Here is a 17,607-nt window from a genome sequence, read left to right as displayed (position 1 = left end):
CTCAACGACGAGAGAGAAGCAACCGTGCGCCGAATCCTGGCGACCGTGATCGCGGCCGCAACGCTCATCGGGGCCCCGGCCCTGTCCCTCCCGGCCATGGCGGCACCGGCCGCGGCCCCACCGCGGACCGTCGCCGTCCCCGCGCATCGCGGCCCGGCGACGCCCGCGAGCTACCAGAACCCGATGGCCCTGCGCCTCCCGGACGGCCAGACGGCCGCGAGCTGCGCCGACCCGACCGCCATCCACGGCGCCGGGCGCGACCGGAACTGGTACCTGTACTGCACGTCGGACGCGCTCACCGCGACCGAGACGAACGCCGACGGATCGCTCGTACAGCACACCGTCCCGACCTACCGCTCCACGGACCTGACGCACTGGACGTACGTCGGTGACGCGTTCACGACGAAGCCGGCCTGGGTCGGTGCAGCGAACGGGATCTGGGCCCCCGACGTCGTGTACCGCGCGGGCGCCCACGGGCGTCCCGGCACGTACTTCATGTACTACGCCGCGTCGGACACGCCGACCGCGACCGCGGCAACCGGCGGCGGGTCGGCCGTCGGCGTCGCGACGAGCACGAGCCCGACCGGACCGTGGACCGATTCAGGAGGCCCGGTGGTCGCCCCGCAGGAGGCCGCGAACGGTCAGGGGAAGCGTTGGGAGTTCGACCCCGAGGTGGTCACCGCCAACGGCGCGACGTACCTGTACTTCGGCAGTTACTACGGCGGCGTCAACGTCCGGCAGCTGACGGCTGACGGCCTCCGGTCGCTGCCCGCCACCGAACAGCCGATCGCGATCGACAACCGGTACGAGGGTACGTACATCACCCAGCACGACGGCTGGTGGTACTTCATGGGCTCCGCCACGAACTGCTGCAACGGTGCCCTCACCGGGTACGGCGTGTTCGTCGCGCGGTCCCGCAGTCCGCTCGGCCCGTTCCTCGACCAGGACGGCGTCTCGATCCTCAGCACCCGGGTTGGAGGCACGCCCCTCCTCGCGCAGAACGGCAACCGCTGGGTGGGCACCGGGCACAACACGGTCGTCACCGACTTCGCCGGGCAGGACTGGATCATCTACCACGCGGTCGACCAGAACGACCCGTACTACGCGGGCCAGCCGACGTACACGAAGCGACCGGCGCTCATCGACCCGCTCGACTGGGTGAACGGCTGGCCGACCGTCCGCGGGGGTGCCGGACCGTCCGATCAGCGTGAGGCCGGGCCCGTGGCGCAGCCGGGGGAGCGGCCCACCTACCGGCCGACCCTCGCGCCGGTCACCGTGCCCGGCCGTCCCGTCCGGGCGGCCTCGACCGACTTCGCCGGGACGAGCCTCCCGTCGTCGCTCGCGTGGACGCGGCAGCCGGACCCGTCGACGTACTCCGTGAGCGGCGGTGCGTTCCGCTGGCAGACGCAGGCCGCGGACCTGCACCCGCCGGCGACGCCGCTCGCCTCGGTGCTCACGGAGCCCGCGCCGGCCGGTGACTACGTGGTCGAGACGAAGGTGTCGGTGGACACGCCCGCGACCGGCGATGGCGTGAACTACGCGCAGGGCGGTCTCATCGTGTACGGGGACGACGGCAACTACATCCGCCTCGTGTCCAACTCGATCTACGACACCCGGCAGACCGAGTTCGGCAAGGAGGTCACCCCGCAGCCGGCGGGCGCCCCGAACTACGGGAACATGGTGGTCGGTCCGGTCGGCGACTGGACGACGCTCCGGATCGTGCACCACACGGTCGAGGGGAAGAGCGCCTACACCGCGTACACGAGCGTCGACGGGCGGCACTTCGTCAAGGGCGGCACGTGGACGGCCGATCTCGGGGCGCACCCGCGGATCGGGCTCATCTCGCTCGGGGCCTCCGGGTTCACGAGCACGTTCGACTACCTGCACGTCAGCGGGGCGGTGACGCTCGGGCGCTGACCCCCCGCACCCGCACCCGGGACACTTGCGAGATCGCAGCTGTTGTCGTTCTGGCACAACCCAGAACGGCAACGACTGCGATCTCGCGGAGAAGCGGAGAAGCGGCGGGGGAGCGCGGGGTAGCGTCCCCCGCGTGACCGACTCCACGCCAGACACCCACACCCCCACCACGACCCGTGACGCCGACCTGCCCACGACCATGCGGGCGGTGAGCTTCGACGCGTACGGCGACCGCTCGGTCCTCCGGGTCGACGAGGTCCCGGTGCCCGAGGTCACGGGTGACCGCGTGCTCGTCCGCGTCCGCGCCGCGGGCACGAACCCCGGCGAGGCAGCGATCCGGCAGGGCGCGATGGCGGAGCAGTTCCCGGCGACGTTCCCGTCCGGACAGGGCACCGACCTGGCGGGCGTGGTCGCGGCGATCGGCGAGGACGTCACGCAGTGGGCCGTCGGGGACGAGGTCCTCGGGTGGTCGTGGGAGCGGTCGAGCCAGGCCGAGTTCGTCAGCGTCCCCGAGGGGCAACTCGTCGCCAAGCCGCGGCGCCTGTCGTGGGAGATCGCAGGCGCGCTCGACGTCGCCGCGACGACCGCGTACGCCGCCGTGCGGGCCGTCGACCCCCACCCGGGCGAGACCGTCGTCGTCTCGTCCGCGGCGGGTGGCGTCGGCGGCATCGTGACGCAGCTCCTCGTGGCGAAGGGCGTCGACGTCATCGCCGTCGCGTCCGAGGCGAACCACGAGTGGCTCCGCTCGGTCGGCGCGCGTCCGGTGGCGTACGGGGACGGCCTGGAGGACCGGGTGCGGCAGGCGGGTACGAACGGCATCGACGCGCTCATCGACACGCACGGGCCGGAGTACGTGCGGCTGGGCATCGCGCTCGGGATCCCCGCGGCGCGCATCGAGACGATCATCGCGTACGAGGCCGCGGCCGAGGTCGGGGCGAAGACCGACGGGAGCGTCGACGCCGCGTCCCAAGAGGTCCTCGCCGAACTCGCGGGCCAGGCCGCCGACGGCACGATCACGGTGCCGATCGTCGCCACGTACCCGCTCGACGCCGTGCAGGACGCCTACGCGGAGCTCGAGCAGGGTCACGCGCGCGGCAAGATCGTGCTCGTGCCGTAGCCGATCACGCTCCGGCCCGGCCCGGCCCGGCGCGGCGCGGCCCGGCCCGGCGCGGCGCGGCCCGGCCCGGCGCGGCGCGGCGCGGTCCGGTCCGGTCCGGTCCGGTCCGGCCGACCCGGGCGGCGCTGGGCCGCACGGGGGCGGGGCGGGGCCGGCCTGGCCTGATCGGGCCGGTCTGAACGGGGCGGGGCGCCAGGCCGTCGCGCGCGTCGAGGTCCATCCGCGCCGACTCATTTGACATCTCCGCGGCGCTCCCCGTACAGTCGTGGAATCGATCCCATGGAATCGATTCCACAACTCGCCCAACGGAGTGCTCACCGATGAACACCGTCACCATCAAGGACGTCGCCGCGCGCGCCGGCGTCTCGGCGGCGACCGCGTCGCGGGTGCTCTCGGGCAACCCGGCGACGTCCGAGGACTCCCGTCGGCTCGTGGAACAGGCCGCGCGCGACCTCGACTTCCGGCCGAACCTGCAGGCCCGGGCGCTCCGCTCCACCCGCACGGACACCATCGGCCTCCTCGTCTCGGACGTGCGGAACCCGTTCTTCGCGGACCTCGCGCACACCGTCGAGCAGGCCGCGCTCGAGACCGGGTACGTGACCATGCTCGGCAACGCGAACGAGCGTGCCGAGCAGCAGAACCGGTACCTCGACACCCTCATCGCCCGGCGGGTGGACGGCGTGATCGTGGCGCCGCAGGGTGACGACACCGAGACGGTCCAGCAGCTGGTCGACCGGGGCATCCCGACGGTGTTCGTCGACCGCGTCGTCCCCGGCATCGACGTGCCGACCGTCACGACGGACAGCAGCACGGGCATCCGCCAGACGGTCGAGCACCTGGCCGCCCTCGGGCACACCCGCATCGGCTACATCGCCGGCCCGCAGAGCGTCTCCACCGGTCGCGAGCGGTTCGAGGCCTACCAGGACGCGATCACCACGGCGGGGGTGAGCGCCGACCCGGACCTCGTCGTGTTCGGTGACTTCCAGGCCGCGTCCGGCTCCGCAGGGGTGAGCACGCTCCTCGCCCTCGATGAGCCGCCGACCGCGATCTTCGCCGCGGACAGCCTCATGGCGGTCGGCGCGATCGCGATCCTGAACCGGCTCGGCCTCCGCATCGGTGTCGACATCGCCCTCGTCGCGTTCGACGACATCGAGTGGTTCTCGCTGCTCGAACCGGCGCTCAGCGTCGTCGCCCACAACGTCGAGGACATGGGCCGCGTCGCCGTCGAACTCCTGCTCGACGTCATCGCCGGCAACCACCCCGCCTCCGTCCGCCTGCCGAGCGAGCTCATCGTCCGGGCCTCGTCGGCCGACCCCATCGCCACCGATCGGCAGACCGCATCGTCGCGCTCCGCCGACGAACCGTCCCGTCCCGGGAGGAACTGACATGTCCCCGCAGCCACTCATGACGCTCGATCGCGTCAGCAAGTCGTTCGGACCGGTCCAGGTCATCACCGACGTCACCCTCGAGGTGCACGCCGGGAAGGTGCAGGTGCTGCTCGGCGAGAACGGCGCCGGCAAGTCGACGCTCATCAAGATGATGTCCGGCATCCACCAGCCCGACGGCGGTCGCATCCTCGTCGACGGCCGCGAGGTCGCGATTCCGTCCGTGACCGCGGCCGAGGAGCTCGGCATCGCCACGATCCACCAGGAGCTCAACCTGGTCGGGTCGCTCAGCGTCGCGGAGAACGTGATGATGGGCCGGATCCCGACCCGGTTCGGCCTGGTCGACCGGAAGGCACTCCGTCGTCAGGCCGAGGCGGCGCTCGCCACCATCGGTCTCGACGTCGACGTCATGACACCGGTGTCGAGCCTGGGCATCGCGCGGCAGCAGCTGGTCGAGATCGCGAAGGCGCTCAGCCAGGAGGCCCGGATCCTGATCCTCGACGAACCCACCGCCGCGCTGACCCGCCACGAGACCGAGGCGCTCTTCCGCGTCGTCGCGGACCTCCGCGCCCGCGGCGTCGGCATGCTGTTCATCAGCCACCATCTCGACGAGATCGCCGAGATCGGGGACACGGTCGCCGTGCTCCGGGACGGACACTTCGTCGCCGAGGTGCCGGCCACCACGCCCGAGCAGGAACTCGTCGGGCTCATGGTCGGCCGGAGCATCGAGGAGCAGTACCCCTCGGGTACCGCGGTGATCGACACCGCGTCCGAGGTGCTCCAGGTCGAGCACCTGACCTCGGCCGGTCGCTTCGAGGACGTCAGCTTCTCCGTGCGCGCCGGCGAGATCGTCGGCGTCGCGGGCCTCGTCGGCGCCGGGCGCACCGAGCTCGTCCGTGCCATCGCGGGCGCCGACGGCTACGACTCGGGAACGGTCCGCGTCCGCGGTCAGGTGCTGCCGAAGAAGAGCATCGCGGCAGCGGTCCGCGCGGGCATCGGACACGTCCCCGAGGACCGGAAGGCACAGGGCCTCGTCCTCGGTGCGTCCGTCAACGACAACCTCGGGTACGCGACCCTCGCCTCCACCGCGCGCGGTGGCCTCGTCGACTTCGCCGGGCAGAAGCGCCGGGCCGAGGAGGTCGCGAACCGGCTGCGGATCCGGATGCACGACATCGGCCAGCCGATCGGCTCGCTGTCCGGCGGGAACCAGCAGAAGGCCGTGTTCGGTCGGTGGATCCTCGCCGGGTCGAGCGTGCTGTTGCTCGACGAACCCACCCGCGGCGTCGACGTCGGCGCGAAGGTCGAGATCTACGAGCTCATCAACACGATCACGGCGGCGGGCGGCGCGGTCGTCATGGTGTCGAGCGAGCTACCCGAGGTGCTCGGCATGAGCGACCGCGTGCTCGTCATGCGGGACGGCCGCATCGCCGGCGAGATCCCCGGAGCCGAGGCGACCGAGGACCGCGTCATGAACCTCGCCGCCCGCGACGTCGAGACCGTCTGACTCCCGGGGCACGGCCCCACCACGCCCCGCCACGACCGCCCCGAGCGGACGGTCGCTCCTCCCCCCACGCGTACAGCGCAGTACCCATCAGAAAGCACCCGTCGCATGTCAACGACCACCGTGAAGGCCCCCGCGCGGTCCTTCTCCTTCAAGAAGTTCCTCGCCGACAACGGGGCGCTGGTCGGCCTCGTCGTCCTCTGCATCGCCCTGTTCATCGCGACACCGGACTTCCTCACCGGCCGCAACATCATCAACATCGGCATCCAGGTCTCGACCGTCGCGGTGCTCGCGTTCGGCGTCACGTTCGTCATCGTGGCCGGCGGGATCGACCTCTCGGTCGGCTCCGTGGCCGCACTGTCCGCGATGGTGTCCGGCTGGTTCTTCAGCACCGCGGGCCTCCCGGGCTGGCTCGCCCTGCTCGGCGGCCTCGTCGCCGGCCTGCTCGCCGGGGTCGTGAACGGCCTCGCCGGCGCCTACGGCAAGCTGCCCTCGTTCATCGCCACCCTCGCGATGCTCAGCGTCGCCCGCGGCCTGACCCTCGTGATCTCCGACGGCAACCCCGTGCCGACCTCGCCGCAGGTGTCGTTCCTCGGCGGCGACATCGGGCCCGTCCCCGTGCCGATCATCGTGCTCGTCCTCGCGGCGCTCGTCGCCTCGTTCATCCTCAACCGCACCGTCCTCGGCCGCTCGATGTACGCCGTCGGCGGGAACGCGGAGGCCGCGCGCCTGTCGGGTCTGCCGGTCAAGCGCATCGTCGTCATCGTGTTCGGCCTGTCCGGGCTGTTCGCCGCGCTCGCCGGGCTGCTGCTCGCAGGGCGCCTCGACTCCGCCCAGCCGCAGGCGGCCAGCGGGTACGAGCTCGACGCGATCGCCTCGGTCGTGATCGGCGGCGCCTCGCTCGCGGGCGGTGTCGGTCGGATCTCGGGCACCTTCATCGGCGCGCTCGTGCTCGTCGTGATCCGCAACGGCCTCAACCTGCTCAACGTCAGCTCGTTCTGGCAGCAGGTCGTCATCGGCCTCGTCATCGCGCTCGCCGTCGGAGTCGACGTGCTCCGCCGCAAGACGCGCAGCAGCTGACCGCGCACCACCCCGGCGGGCACCGGCGGGCCGGTGGCCGCCAGCCGGTCGGGAGGCGACCCTCCCGGCACACCGACCCCCATCAGTACGACTCCCTCATCCCCCCACCAGCACCACAGACAGACCAAGGACCCCAACGATGCAGTTCTCCTCCTTCCAGAAGGTCGCCACCGTCGGCACCGTCGCCGCCCTCGTCATGCTCGGCGCCTCGGGCTGCAGCCGCTTTGGCGGCGGCGGCTCCGGCGGCGACCAGAAGGTCGTGCTCGCGCTCTCGACCCTCAACAATCCGTTCTTCGTCGAGGTGCGCGACGGCGCCAAGGCCGAAGCGAAGAAGAAGGGTGTCGACCTCGAGGTCGTCGACGCGCAGAACGACTCCGCACAGCAGGCCAACCAGCTGCAGACCGCGTCCTCCGGCAGCGCCAAGGCCATCATCGTCAACCCCGTCGACTCCGACGCCGCCGGCCCGTCGGTCAAGGCGCTCAACAAGGCGGACATCCCCGTCGTCGCCGTCGACCGCACGGTCAACGGTGCGGACGTGGCCTCGTTCATCGCGAGCGACAACGTCGCCGGCGGCAAGCAGGCGGCGGACGACCTCGCCAAGGCGATCGGCAAGAAGGGCGACATCCTCGTCCTCGAGGGCCAGGCGGGCACGTCGGCCGCCCGTGACCGCGGCAAGGGCTTCACCGAGGGCATCAAGCAGTACCCCGGCATCCACGTCGTCGGCGAGCAGACGGCGAACTTCGACCGCGCCACCGCGCTCGACGTCACCACGAACCTGCTGCAGGCCCACCCCGACATCGTCGGCATCTTCGCGCAGAACGACGAGATGGCCCTCGGGGCGATCAAGGCACTCGGGTCGAAGGCGGGCTCGAGCGTCGAGGTCGCGAGCTTCGACGGCGAGGACGACGGCCTCGCCGCGATCAAGGACGGCACGCTGAGCAGCACCATCGCCCAGCAGCCGGCGAAGCTCGGCTCGCTCGCGATCGACCAGGCGCTCAAGGCGATCGACGGCAAGGCCACGAAGACCGTGTCGGTCCCGGTGCTGTCGGTCACCAAGAGCAACGTCGACACCTTCAGCAAGTGAGCACGGCCGCCGGAACCGTGGTCGTCGTCGGATCGCTCAACGTCGACCAGGTCGTCACCGTCGACCGGCACCCGTCCCCGGGTGAGACGCTGATCGCCACCTCGATGACCCTCCTGCCCGGCGGCAAGGGCGCGAACCAGGCCGTGGCGGCCGCCCGTCGGGGCGCCGCCACGGTCATGGTGGGGCTCGTCGGCGATGACGGATCCGCGGAGGTCGCCACGGTCCTCCTGGCCGAGAGCGGGGTGGACGTCGCGCACGTCGGCGTCGTCGACCAGCCCACCGGGCTCGCGACGGTCACGGTCGACGCGACGGGGGAGAACACCATCGTCGTCGTGCCGGGGGCCAACGCCGCGATGACCGCGGAGGCCGTCGATCGCGTCGCGTCCGTCGTGGCCGAGGCGGCCGTCGTCGTCATGCAGGGCGAGATCCCGGCCGCCGGGATCGCCGCCGCGGCCCGTCACGCCCGTGGTCGCGTCGTGCTCAACCTCGCACCCGTCATCGACATCGACGCCGCGGTCGTCCGTCTCGCCGATCCGCTCGTCGTGAACGAGCACGAGGCGGCCCTCGTCCTCGCGCGACTCGTGCCGGGAGCCGCGGTGCCGGCGGATGAGGAGGCGCTCGCGGTCGCGCTGCTCGCGCAGGGCATCCGCACGGTCGTCATCACCCTCGGCGCCCGCGGCGCGGTCGTCGCGGAGGCGACCGGCACCACCGCGGTGCCGTCACCCCGGGTCGACGCGGTCGACACGTCCGGCGCGGGCGACGCGTTCGTCGGCGCCCTCAGCGCGAGCCTCGCGGCCGGGGAGTCCCTGCTCGACGGCGTGCGGCACGCGGTGCGGGTCGGTGCGTTCGCCGTGCAGGGGGCCGGGACGCAGCCGTCGTACCCGACGCTCGACGACACCCTGCCGGAGGTGACCGCGTGAAGCGCGCCGGCATCCTCAACGCCGAGCTCAACGCCGGTCTGAGCCGCCTGGGACACGGGGACCTCGTCGTCGTCGCGGACTGCGGTCTGCCGATCCCGCCGGGCGTCCCGCTCGTCGACCTGGCCGTCGTCCACGGGGTGCCGCGGTTCGAGGACGTCCTCGACGCGCTTCTCGGCGACGCCGTGTTCCAGGACTGCACCGCGGCGGAGGAGGTCGTGGGCACCGAGGCCGAGGGGTGGATCACCGCACGGTTCGACGGCGTCCGGCACGTGGACCACGAGGCGCTGAAGCGGATGTCCGCGGGCGCCAAGCTGTTCGTCCGCACCGGTGAGGCGACGCCGTTCGCGAACGTCGTGCTCGTGTGCGGCGTGCCGTTCTGACGCGTCCGGACCAGGGCGGCTCCGTCGTCCGCCGCGCCTCCGTGCGCTCGGACCAGGGCGGGCCCGTCGTCCGCCGCGCCTCCGTGCGCCCGCACCGGGACGGTCCCGCGGACCCGCCGGGCGTGCCGACGGATCCGGCGGTGCCGTCCCCGCTACCGTGAGCACACATCCGAACCGTGTGCATGGAACGAGGCGAGTCCCGGTGCCCTACCTCAAGCCCGAACCCTGGTCGTTCAGCATCGCGCCCGAGCCGTACGACGCCGAGAGCGCCATCCGCCTCCGTGCCGCCGCGCGGATCGAGCTCAACAGCGTCAACGCCGGTCCGGACCTCGGTCCCGAGCTCACGGGCGCCGAGGTGCCCGTGCACCTGCTCGCCCGGGACAGCGCGGGCGTCCCCATCGGGTGCGCCGGTCTCACCCCGGTCCGGGACGGCGTGTACGAGGTCCGGAAGCTCTACGTCCGGTCCGACGCGCGGAGTCTCGGCGTTGCCGATGCGCTCCTGGAGCACCTGATCGCTGCCGGCCGCGAACTGGGCGCCCCGGCCCTGGTCATGGAGACGGGCTCCCAGGCGACGCAGACCGTCCGGTTCCTCGAACGATCCGGGTTCTCCCGGATCGCGCCGTTCGGCCGCTACGCCGACAACCCGAGCTCGATCTGTTTCGCGCGGGTGCTCTGACGCGCACCGGTTCACGATCTGTCCGTTTTCCGAACGGAACGAGCAAGCCGCCTACTGTTTCGTTGCGCGAGTAGTTCACGATGTGGCATTCTTTTGCCGTGCCCGACCCCCGGGCATCATCACCCCGATCGCGCCCGGCGACGCCGCCAGAAACGAGACCATGATGAGCATCGCGCAGCCCCACCCCCGGGTCTCCGGGACCTCCTTCATCGACCCGTCGAGCGCTGCGCTCGACCGGTTCCCGCCGACGCAGCCCATCGACATGCGGCCGCTGCTCGCCGATCGGGGTGTCTGCTGATGCACAGCACGTACCAGGCCTGGTCCGGCGCCGGCACGATGCGCGCGGGCGCGGGTCGACGCTACGGACTGACCGACCCGGCCGTCATCGACGCCTACGTCTCGCGTCGGGTCGAGGACCCGCGCCTGCTGTCCGGGCGGGGATCGGGCGCCGCGAGTGGCCCGAGCTACGCCGACTTCTTCGCGGCACCGACCGCGTAGCATCCACGCCACCGGAACGACCGACCAGAAGGACCACATCCGCCGATGCCGTTGACCGTCGTCCGCCGCGAAGCGCGGCACCTGTACGCACGAGAGCCGCGGAGCGCGGCCGCTCGCCAGGCCGTCGACGCGCTCCTGGGCGTGCAGAGCGCCGAGGAGCAACAGATCGAGCGCGCCCGGGTCGCGAGCGGCCTGACGAAGAACGAGTTCCACGCCATCCGCTACCTGCTCCAGGCGCAGCGTGACGAGCGGGCCATGGGCCCCAAGGACCTCGTCGTGATGCTCAACGTGTCGAACGCCTCGGTCACCAAGATCGTCGACGAGCTCGAGCGCAAAGGCGACCTCCGGCGGGTGGCGCACCCAAGCGACCGGCGCGCGCAGGTCCTCGAGCCGAGCGAGCAGGCCGCCCGCAAGATCGACGCCGCGTACGAGCGGTTCCACGAGTCCGTCGTGGACGTCTTCGACCGGCTGTCCGACGAGGACAACGCCGTCGTGACCCGTGTGCTGACGACCCTGACGACCGCCATGGCCGAGCGGGCCGCCGCGGAGACGGCCTCCACACCGGCTGTCCCCGCCGACGGATCCACCGAGCAGGAGCAGCTGAGCGACCACGCGGACGCCGCTCGATAGCGTCGATTCCTCCCCCTCCGAGCGACGGCCCGACCGTCGGGTCTCCGACGGGGCGGATCACGAGGAGCGATGGTGGCGACGCGGAGCACGACAGCCGGGGGAGCCGACACGACGGGGCGACCTGCACCGGGCGGACGGGCCCTGCCACCGCTGACACCGGGTCCGTACTCGCGACGGCTCGGGTTCGTCGCGGTCGTCGCGACCTTCGGCGGTCTGCTCTTCGGGTACGACACCGGCGTCGTCAACGGCGCGCTCGACTCGCTCACCGCGGATCTCGGGCTCACGCCCACGACCGAGGGGCTCGTGACGTCGGCGATCCTCGTCGGGGCGGCGCTCGGCGCGTTCACCACGGGTCGCATCTCTGACCACAACGGTCGGCGACCCACCATCCGCACGCTCGCCGTCGTCTTCTTCGTCGCCGCGCTCGCGTGCGTGCTGTCCCCGACGTGGGAGGTCCTCGTCGCGGCGCGGTTCGTCCTCGGCATCGCCGTCGGCGGGGCGTCCGTCACGGTCCCGGTGTTCCTGGCGGAGCTGTCGCCGACCGAGAAGCGCGGCGGTCTCGTGACCCGGAACGAGCTCATGATCGTGACGGGGCAGCTGGCCGCATTCGCGATCAACGCCGTGATCGGGTCGATCTGGGGCTCCCACACCGACGTCTGGCGGTACATGCTCGCGGTCGCGCTGATCCCCGCCGTCGCGCTGTTCATCGGCATGCTCCGCGTGCCGGAGAGCCCGCGGTGGCTGCTCGGCAAGGGGCGCGAGGACGACGCGCTCGCCGTGCTCCGAACCATCCGCTCGGACGAGCGCGCGGTGGCCGAGATGGCCGAGCTGCATGACCTCGCCGCGGAAGAAGCGGAGGCCCGCTCCGGCCGGATCCGCGTTCTGTTCCGCGAGCCGTGGCTCCGCAGGCTCGTGTACATCGGCGGCGGACTCGGCATCGCCCAGCAGGTCACCGGGATCAACTCGATCATGTACTACGGCACGCAGGTGCTGCAGGAGTCCGGGTTCAGCCAGCAGGGTGCCCTGATCGCGAACGTCGGCTCGGGGGTGATCGCGGTCCTCGCCGTCGTGATCGGCCTCCGCTTCATCAACCGACTGGGCCGGCGCACGTTCCTCATCAGCGGGTTCGCGGGCACGACCCTGTTTCATCTGCTGATCGGTCTGGCGTCGGTGGTCCTGCCGCAGGGCACCCTCCGCGCGGTGGTCGTCCTCGTGTTCATCATCTGTTTCGTCGGCATCATGCAGGGCACCATCGGGCCACTCGTGTGGCTCATGCTCTCCGAGGTGTTCCCGCTGCGCCTCCGCGGGGCCGGCATGGGGCTCACCGCACTCGTGCTCTGGCTCGCGAACTTCGGGGTCAGCCTGACGTTCCCCATCGCCGTCGCGGCCTTCGGGATCTCGACGACGTTCTTCGTGTTCGCCGTGCTCAACGCCGCCGCGCTCGTGTTCGTGCTCACGGTCGTCCCCGAGACCCGGGGGCGATCGCTCGAGCAGCTCGAAGCCGACTTCGCCACGGGGGCGATCTCGATCCACGGGTCGACGAACGACGTCACGAACGCCCGGTACCAGCAGGACGGCGGGTCGTCACGCCCCTGATCACGCGCCGGCCCACGCGCCCCTGACCGCCTCCGGACGCCCACTCCGCCGACACGACCCCGCCAACTGGGGGTCTGTGAGGTCGCACAGGGGCTGTTGTCGGGCCTCCGCTCGGGCTAGCGTCGTCAGGTCGGCGATCGCAACCCGAATCGGCGCCGGGCACCCCCGACCGCTCAGCCTCCGAGAGTGACCATGCGCACCGTCCGTCTGCCCCTCATCGTCGTCGCCGCCGCCCTCACGGTCACCGGCTCGGCCCTCCCCGCGGTGGCGGACGAGCCGGGAGGCGCGACCACCGCCACGACGTCCGCCGCGTCGACGTCCACCCCCTCCGCGTCGACGTCCACCCCCTCCGCCGCGGGCGCCCGCCCTCGGCCGCGCCGGCCGCGTCCGGGGCCACCGCATCGGCCGCGCCGACCGCGTCGCCGAGCCCCTCGGCCACGACGCCCGCCCCCTCCGCGACCGCGACGGCCCCGGCCCCCAGCGGTGCCCCGATCGACATGACGGTCGTGCTGCAGCCGTCCGATCGCGGTGAACTCCGCGACCTGGTCCGCCGGGCGGACACCATGACGAAGGCCCAGCGGAAGGACGCGCTCACCGACGTCGCCCCGACCACGGACACCCGGGACGACGTGGTCGACGCACTCCGTGCGGCGGGCCTCCACGTCACCGCACAGGACACGTGGGACGTCCAGGTCTCGGGCACGGTCGGCCAGGCGGAGTCCGTGTTCGGCGTCGACCTCGCGGGCAAGGGGGACACCCTGCACCCGACGACGGCGCTGGACCTGCCGTCGGGCCTGTCCGGCGCGGTGACGACCGTGCTCGGCCTCGACCAGCGCCCGGTGTTCGAGCACCACGCACTGCCCGGCGGCAGGACCCCGGCCGACCTGGCCAGCGCCTACGGCGTGACGCGCTCCGGGAGCACCGGTGCCGGGACGACGGTCGCCACGGTGCAGTTCTCCGGCTGGTCGAAGAGCGATCTGACCACCTACGCGAACGCCGTGGGCGTCACGTTGCCGTCGATCACGCAGGTCGCGGTCGACGGCGCGTCGACCACCACGTCCGTCGACGGTGGCGGCTCCGAGGTCGCCCTGGACCAGGAGATGCTCTTCGCCACCGCGCCGAAGGCGTCCCAGCGCATCTACGTCGCGCCGAACTCGGCCCAGGGCATCTACGACGCGTACGACCGCGTCGCGACCGACGTCACGAGCAGTGGCATCGTCGCGCTGAGCACCTCGTGGGGGATGTGCGAGTCGTCGCTGTCCTCGTCGTTCGAGAGCGCCGTCCAGGACGCCATCGATCGCGCGGTCGTCGCCGGTGCCACCACCTTCGCGGCCTCGGGTGACGACGGCGCCTACGACTGCGGCGGCGGGACCTCGAGCACGCCCGACGTCGACTTCCCGGCCGTCGTGCCGTCGGTCGTCGGTGTCGGCGGGACCAGCCTCACGGGGAGCGGCACGAGCTGGCGCGAGACCGCCTGGAGCGACCGGGCCGACGCGGTCGGCAGCGGTGGTGGGTCCTCGACCCGGACCGCGCGGCCGACGTACCAGAGCGCTGTGGGCCTCCCGGGCAGCACGCGGCTGGTACCGGACATCAGCGCGGTGGCCGATCCCGACACCGGCCCCGGCGTCTACATCGGCGCGGAGGGCGGCTGGGTCCTCGGCGGTGGGACGAGCGCAGCGGCACCGATCATGGCGGGGCAGCTCGCCGCCACCCTGTCGAGCCTCGGCTGCAGCACCGGCGTCGGCGACGTGCACGCGACGCTCTACGGGAACCGCGGGGACTTCCGCGACGTCACGAGCGGCAACAACCTGCTCTACAGCGCGACCACCGGCTACGACATGGCGACCGGTCTCGGTTCCCCGAACTGGGCGGCCCTGGCGACCGCGCTGCCCGGGACGAGCAGCTGCAGCACCTCCCTGACCGCGCCCGCGACCCTCGCCGTCGGCCACTCGATCACGTCGCCGAACCAGCAGTACACGCTGACGATGCAGGCCGACGGCAACCTCGTGCTGTACGGCAACGGGCGCGCGCTCTGGTCGTCCGGGACGAACGGCCGTGGTGGGACCTCGCTCGCGGTGCAGGCCGACGGCAACGCGGTCATCTACACGGCCGCGCAGAAGGCGGTGTGGCAGTCCCGCACGAGCGGCAAGGGCAGCGGGGCTGTCCTGGCGGTCACGAACACGGGCGACCTCCGTCTGACCAGGGGGAGCACGGTGCTCTGGCACACGGGGCTGTCCGGCCGCGACACGCTCAAGGCGCCCGTGACGCTGACCGGCGGCCAGTTCATCCAGGACGGCTCGGGCACGCGGCAGTTCATCATGCAGGCCGACGGCAACCTCGTCATGTACATCGGCGGCCGAGCGCGCTGGGCGACGAACACGAGCAAGTACCACGGCGCGTACATGAGCCTGCAGGCGGACGGCAACCTGGTGGTCTACGACACCTCGGGCAAGGCGCGGTGGGCGTCGAACACCAGCCGGGCCGGGTCGGGCACGACGCTCGTCGTGCAAGGCAACGGGAACGTCGTGCTCAAGAAGGGCTCGACGGGCATCTGGTCGACGGGCACGAAGGGCTGAGTCGCCAGGAGGGCGGGGTCAGTCGACGCGCGGCCAGTCCGTCGTCAGGTACGCCTCGACGGCACGGTTGCGGAACGAGTAGGGCTTGCCCCGGTCGATGATCCCGCGGACCGTGTCCAGTCGCTGCGAGAACGGCCCGACCTTCGTCGCGGAGGTCATGCCCATCTGGGCGGCGATCTTCGTCAGCGTGCGGTCGGCCGGCGGCAGCGCCGCCATCGCCTCGACGAACTCGTGTTCACGAGCCGGCAGCCGGTTCAGGATGCGCTCGACGTGTGCCGAGGCCTCACCCTGAACTCCGCGCCACCCGGCCACGACCTCCTCCTGGGAGATGGTCGAGGCGCTCCCTGCATTCCAGGCGCGTTGACCGGCGAGCTGGAACAGGAACGGCTCCCCGCAGCAGAGAGCCACGACGGCTCTCGCAGCCCCGGAACTCATCTGGATGGATTCGAGACCGCCGTTCCCGTCGGGGGTGGCCCAACCGTCGAACACGAATGGCTGCAGCGCCTGCAGGAGATCCGCCTCGTCGAGGGCGGCAAGCGTGATGGTGCGGAATCGCCGGGCGAAGGTGGCGCCCTTCCGAGCGCCGGCCATGTCCTCGAAGTCCGGCAGCCCCGTCAGGTACACGGCGAGGGGCAGGTGTCGCTCGACGAGGACACCGCCCGGAGCCGTGACCTCGACCTGGTGCGACAGCGCGTCACCGAGAGCGATGAGCAACTGCGACAGCGCTGCCTCGTCGGTGATGTTCTGCACCTCGTCGATGTGGATCAACACCACGGTGTTCTGCGCGATGGCGGCCTGCCCGAGTTCGACCAGCAGGTCGAACAGTGCGGTGAACGGCTCTGGTCCTGCTTCTCCGCGCACCGCGACGGAGAACCCCGACACCGCGATCTGTTCGACTCGCGAGAGGACGTCCAGGACCCGTTGCCGACTCGTTGCCAGGAGGCCGGCCTTGTCGGCCAGCCGCAGCACTGCGGACGCGACGATCTTCAACGGATCAGCACCGGCAGGTATGCGCAGTTGGGGGGTGACCCAGTCGCCGCCCTCTGCGGCATCGCGTGCGATCCGGCGTACCAGGCTCGACTTGCCGGTACCAGGTTCACCGAGGATGGTTCGGCCTGTCTCGTACAGGCCCGCATGACGACGCGGGCGAACGACGTCCCGCCAATCGGCCAACTGCTCGACACGACCAGCCCATACATCTGGAACCACGTCGGAACCCGGTTGGAACGGGTTCGTGAGAGGTGAGCGCACTTGATAAATTTAGCACATCCGGCAGATGACGGCGTTAAATTTAACGAGCAACCATGCTCCTCATGGACCGTCGTCCCGGTCTCGTGATGGACGGCGCGGGTCAGCTCGTGCGACATCCCGCCAGCCGAGCCGACAGGGCCGGCGGCCGCCCCGGCTGCACGTCGGCATGCAACTCCACGAGATGGAGCTGGAGCTGGTGGCATCGGTGCTGCTCACGCATCCAATTCGTGTAGCGGCGGGTAGCGTCCCTCGTATGACGGATGCTCGCGATCCCCTCGAGACGACCGACGACGGCGTGGACATGACGTTCTCGGAGCGGCGCCACGACGAGCTCACCCGGGCTTCGGGGTCGACCGAGGCGGATGCGGCCCCGCGGATCACCACCGAGGACCGTGGCGACGGCATGACCCGGATCGACGTTGCCGACACCGCGGCGGTGCGACCGGGTGGCGTCGACACGGAGGACTGAGGGCACGGCCCGGGAGACGGAGGGTACGGCATGTGGCGACTGCTGTGGACACTGACCCGTTGGGTGGCGCTCCTGGGGCTGGTCATGGCCGTCGGTGCCGCGCTCTGGTTCAACAGGACTCCGTGGGCGATGGTGCTCTTCGACCTGGGGGCTCTGATCTGCGCGGTGGCGGGCATCGGTCAGTCCGTTCTCCGGAGTCGCCGGTGGTTGTCGCGGTACGACGTCCAGCCGGCGGCGCGCTCAGACCGGTCGAACACGCGGGCGCTCGTGCTCCGGGGTGCCGCGATGCTCCTGGCGGTGGTCGGCGTCGTCCTCGTCGTCGGGACCGTTCATGCCGTCGACGCCCGGACGTACGACGGGGGAACGGACGCGCTCGGCTTCTTCTTCGCGGTCGTCGTGTTCGTGACGAGCGCCTGGTTCTGGTCGGGTGCGCGGGTGCGACGATGAGGAGACCGGTGCGGAGCGACAGGTTGGCCGAGGTCACGGCACACGGCGGACCGGCTGATCTGATCGCGTTGCCCGTGTCG

The 17,607-nt window shown here is 71.6% G+C and carries 16 protein-coding genes and 1 pseudogene; 16 read left to right on the top strand and 1 reads right to left on the bottom strand.

Annotation, left to right across the window (positions count from 1 at the left end):
* The first annotated feature begins 24 nt into the window (after positions 1–24).
* From DEI93_RS15325 to DEI93_RS15260, 14 genes and pseudogenes are all read left to right on the top strand, one after another.
* On the top strand, positions 25–1,917 hold the full coding sequence (locus DEI93_RS15325) for a glycoside hydrolase family 43 protein (RefSeq protein WP_111120725.1): 1,893 nt from the start codon (positions 25–27) through the stop codon (positions 1,915–1,917).
* Between the two features lie 133 nt (positions 1,918–2,050).
* Positions 2,051–3,034 carry an NADP-dependent oxidoreductase gene (locus DEI93_RS15320; protein WP_258372367.1) on the top strand — a complete coding sequence of 328 codons (984 nt, stop codon included), beginning with the start codon at positions 2,051–2,053 and terminating at the stop codon, positions 3,032–3,034.
* Positions 3,035–3,354: 320 nt separating this feature from the next.
* Positions 3,355–4,419, top strand: a complete 1,065-nt coding sequence (locus tag DEI93_RS15315; protein WP_111120713.1) for a LacI family DNA-binding transcriptional regulator — start codon at positions 3,355–3,357, stop codon at positions 4,417–4,419.
* A 1-nt stretch (position 4,420) separates the two neighbouring features.
* On the top strand, positions 4,421–5,923 hold the full coding sequence (locus DEI93_RS15310; RefSeq protein WP_111120711.1) for a sugar ABC transporter ATP-binding protein: 1,503 nt from the start codon (positions 4,421–4,423) through the stop codon (positions 5,921–5,923).
* A gap of 105 nt (positions 5,924–6,028) precedes the next feature.
* Entirely contained in the window at positions 6,029–7,000 is a 972-nt protein-coding gene (locus tag DEI93_RS15305; RefSeq protein ID WP_111011670.1) for an ABC transporter permease, read from the top strand.
* Positions 7,001–7,139: 139 nt separating this feature from the next.
* Complete coding sequence (locus tag DEI93_RS15300) at positions 7,140–8,084, top strand: substrate-binding domain-containing protein (protein ID WP_111027862.1); 945 nt, start codon at positions 7,140–7,142, stop codon at positions 8,082–8,084.
* Entirely contained in the window at positions 8,081–9,004 is a 924-nt protein-coding gene (locus DEI93_RS15295; protein ID WP_111120709.1) for a ribokinase, read from the top strand. The genes DEI93_RS15300 and DEI93_RS15295 overlap by 4 nt, the downstream gene beginning before the upstream one ends.
* The gene (gene rbsD / locus DEI93_RS15290) at positions 9,001–9,384 is read left to right on the top strand and encodes a D-ribose pyranase (RefSeq protein ID WP_111120707.1); all 384 of its coding nucleotides are present in this window, start codon (positions 9,001–9,003) and stop codon (positions 9,382–9,384) included. Before DEI93_RS15295 ends, rbsD begins: the two co-directional genes overlap by 4 nt.
* Before the next feature lie 202 nt (positions 9,385–9,586).
* Positions 9,587–10,060, top strand: a complete 474-nt coding sequence (locus tag DEI93_RS15285) for a GNAT family N-acetyltransferase (protein WP_181436143.1) — start codon at positions 9,587–9,589, stop codon at positions 10,058–10,060.
* Positions 10,061–10,223: 163 nt separating this feature from the next.
* Positions 10,224–10,358: a hypothetical protein gene (locus tag DEI93_RS15280; RefSeq protein WP_258368802.1), complete on the top strand. Its 135-nt coding sequence runs from the start codon at positions 10,224–10,226 to the stop codon at positions 10,356–10,358.
* On the top strand, positions 10,358–10,558 hold the full coding sequence (locus DEI93_RS15275; RefSeq protein WP_111011666.1) for a hypothetical protein: 201 nt from the start codon (positions 10,358–10,360) through the stop codon (positions 10,556–10,558). Before DEI93_RS15280 ends, DEI93_RS15275 begins: the two co-directional genes overlap by 1 nt.
* A gap of 45 nt (positions 10,559–10,603) precedes the next feature.
* Positions 10,604–11,188 carry a MarR family transcriptional regulator gene (locus tag DEI93_RS15270; protein WP_111011665.1) on the top strand — a complete coding sequence of 195 codons (585 nt, stop codon included), beginning with the start codon at positions 10,604–10,606 and terminating at the stop codon, positions 11,186–11,188.
* Positions 11,189–11,260: 72 nt separating this feature from the next.
* Positions 11,261–12,784, top strand: a complete 1,524-nt coding sequence (locus DEI93_RS15265; RefSeq protein ID WP_349815067.1) for a sugar porter family MFS transporter — start codon at positions 11,261–11,263, stop codon at positions 12,782–12,784.
* A 470-nt stretch (positions 12,785–13,254) separates the two neighbouring features.
* Positions 13,255–15,360: pseudogene (locus DEI93_RS15260) on the top strand (protease pro-enzyme activation domain-containing protein); the annotation flags it as partial.
* 18 nt (positions 15,361–15,378) lie between these two features.
* Here the strand turns inward: DEI93_RS15260 and DEI93_RS15255 are convergent.
* On the bottom strand, positions 15,379–16,569 hold the full coding sequence (locus DEI93_RS15255) for an ATP-binding protein (RefSeq protein ID WP_258372271.1): 1,191 nt from the start codon (positions 16,567–16,569) through the stop codon (positions 15,379–15,381).
* Positions 16,570–16,864: 295 nt separating this feature from the next.
* Here DEI93_RS15255 and DEI93_RS15250 point away from each other — a divergent pair, with 295 nt between their 5' ends.
* Both DEI93_RS15250 and DEI93_RS15245 read left to right on the top strand, forming a co-directional pair.
* Positions 16,865–17,080, top strand: a complete 216-nt coding sequence (locus DEI93_RS15250) for a hypothetical protein (RefSeq protein WP_111012934.1) — start codon at positions 16,865–16,867, stop codon at positions 17,078–17,080.
* A 30-nt stretch (positions 17,081–17,110) separates the two neighbouring features.
* A complete protein-coding gene (locus DEI93_RS15245) occupies positions 17,111–17,527 on the top strand; it encodes a hypothetical protein (RefSeq protein WP_111010561.1) in 417 nt (138 codons plus the stop codon).
* The last annotated feature ends 80 nt before the right edge of the window (positions 17,528–17,607 follow it).

Origin of the sequence: Curtobacterium sp. MCBD17_035 (genome assembly GCF_003234815.2) — a bacterium.
In the GTDB taxonomy this organism is placed as follows: domain Bacteria; phylum Actinomycetota; class Actinomycetes; order Actinomycetales; family Microbacteriaceae; genus Curtobacterium.
The sequence above is the reverse complement of the archived record's forward strand: the minus strand, read 5'-3'. Positions and strand labels throughout refer to the sequence as shown.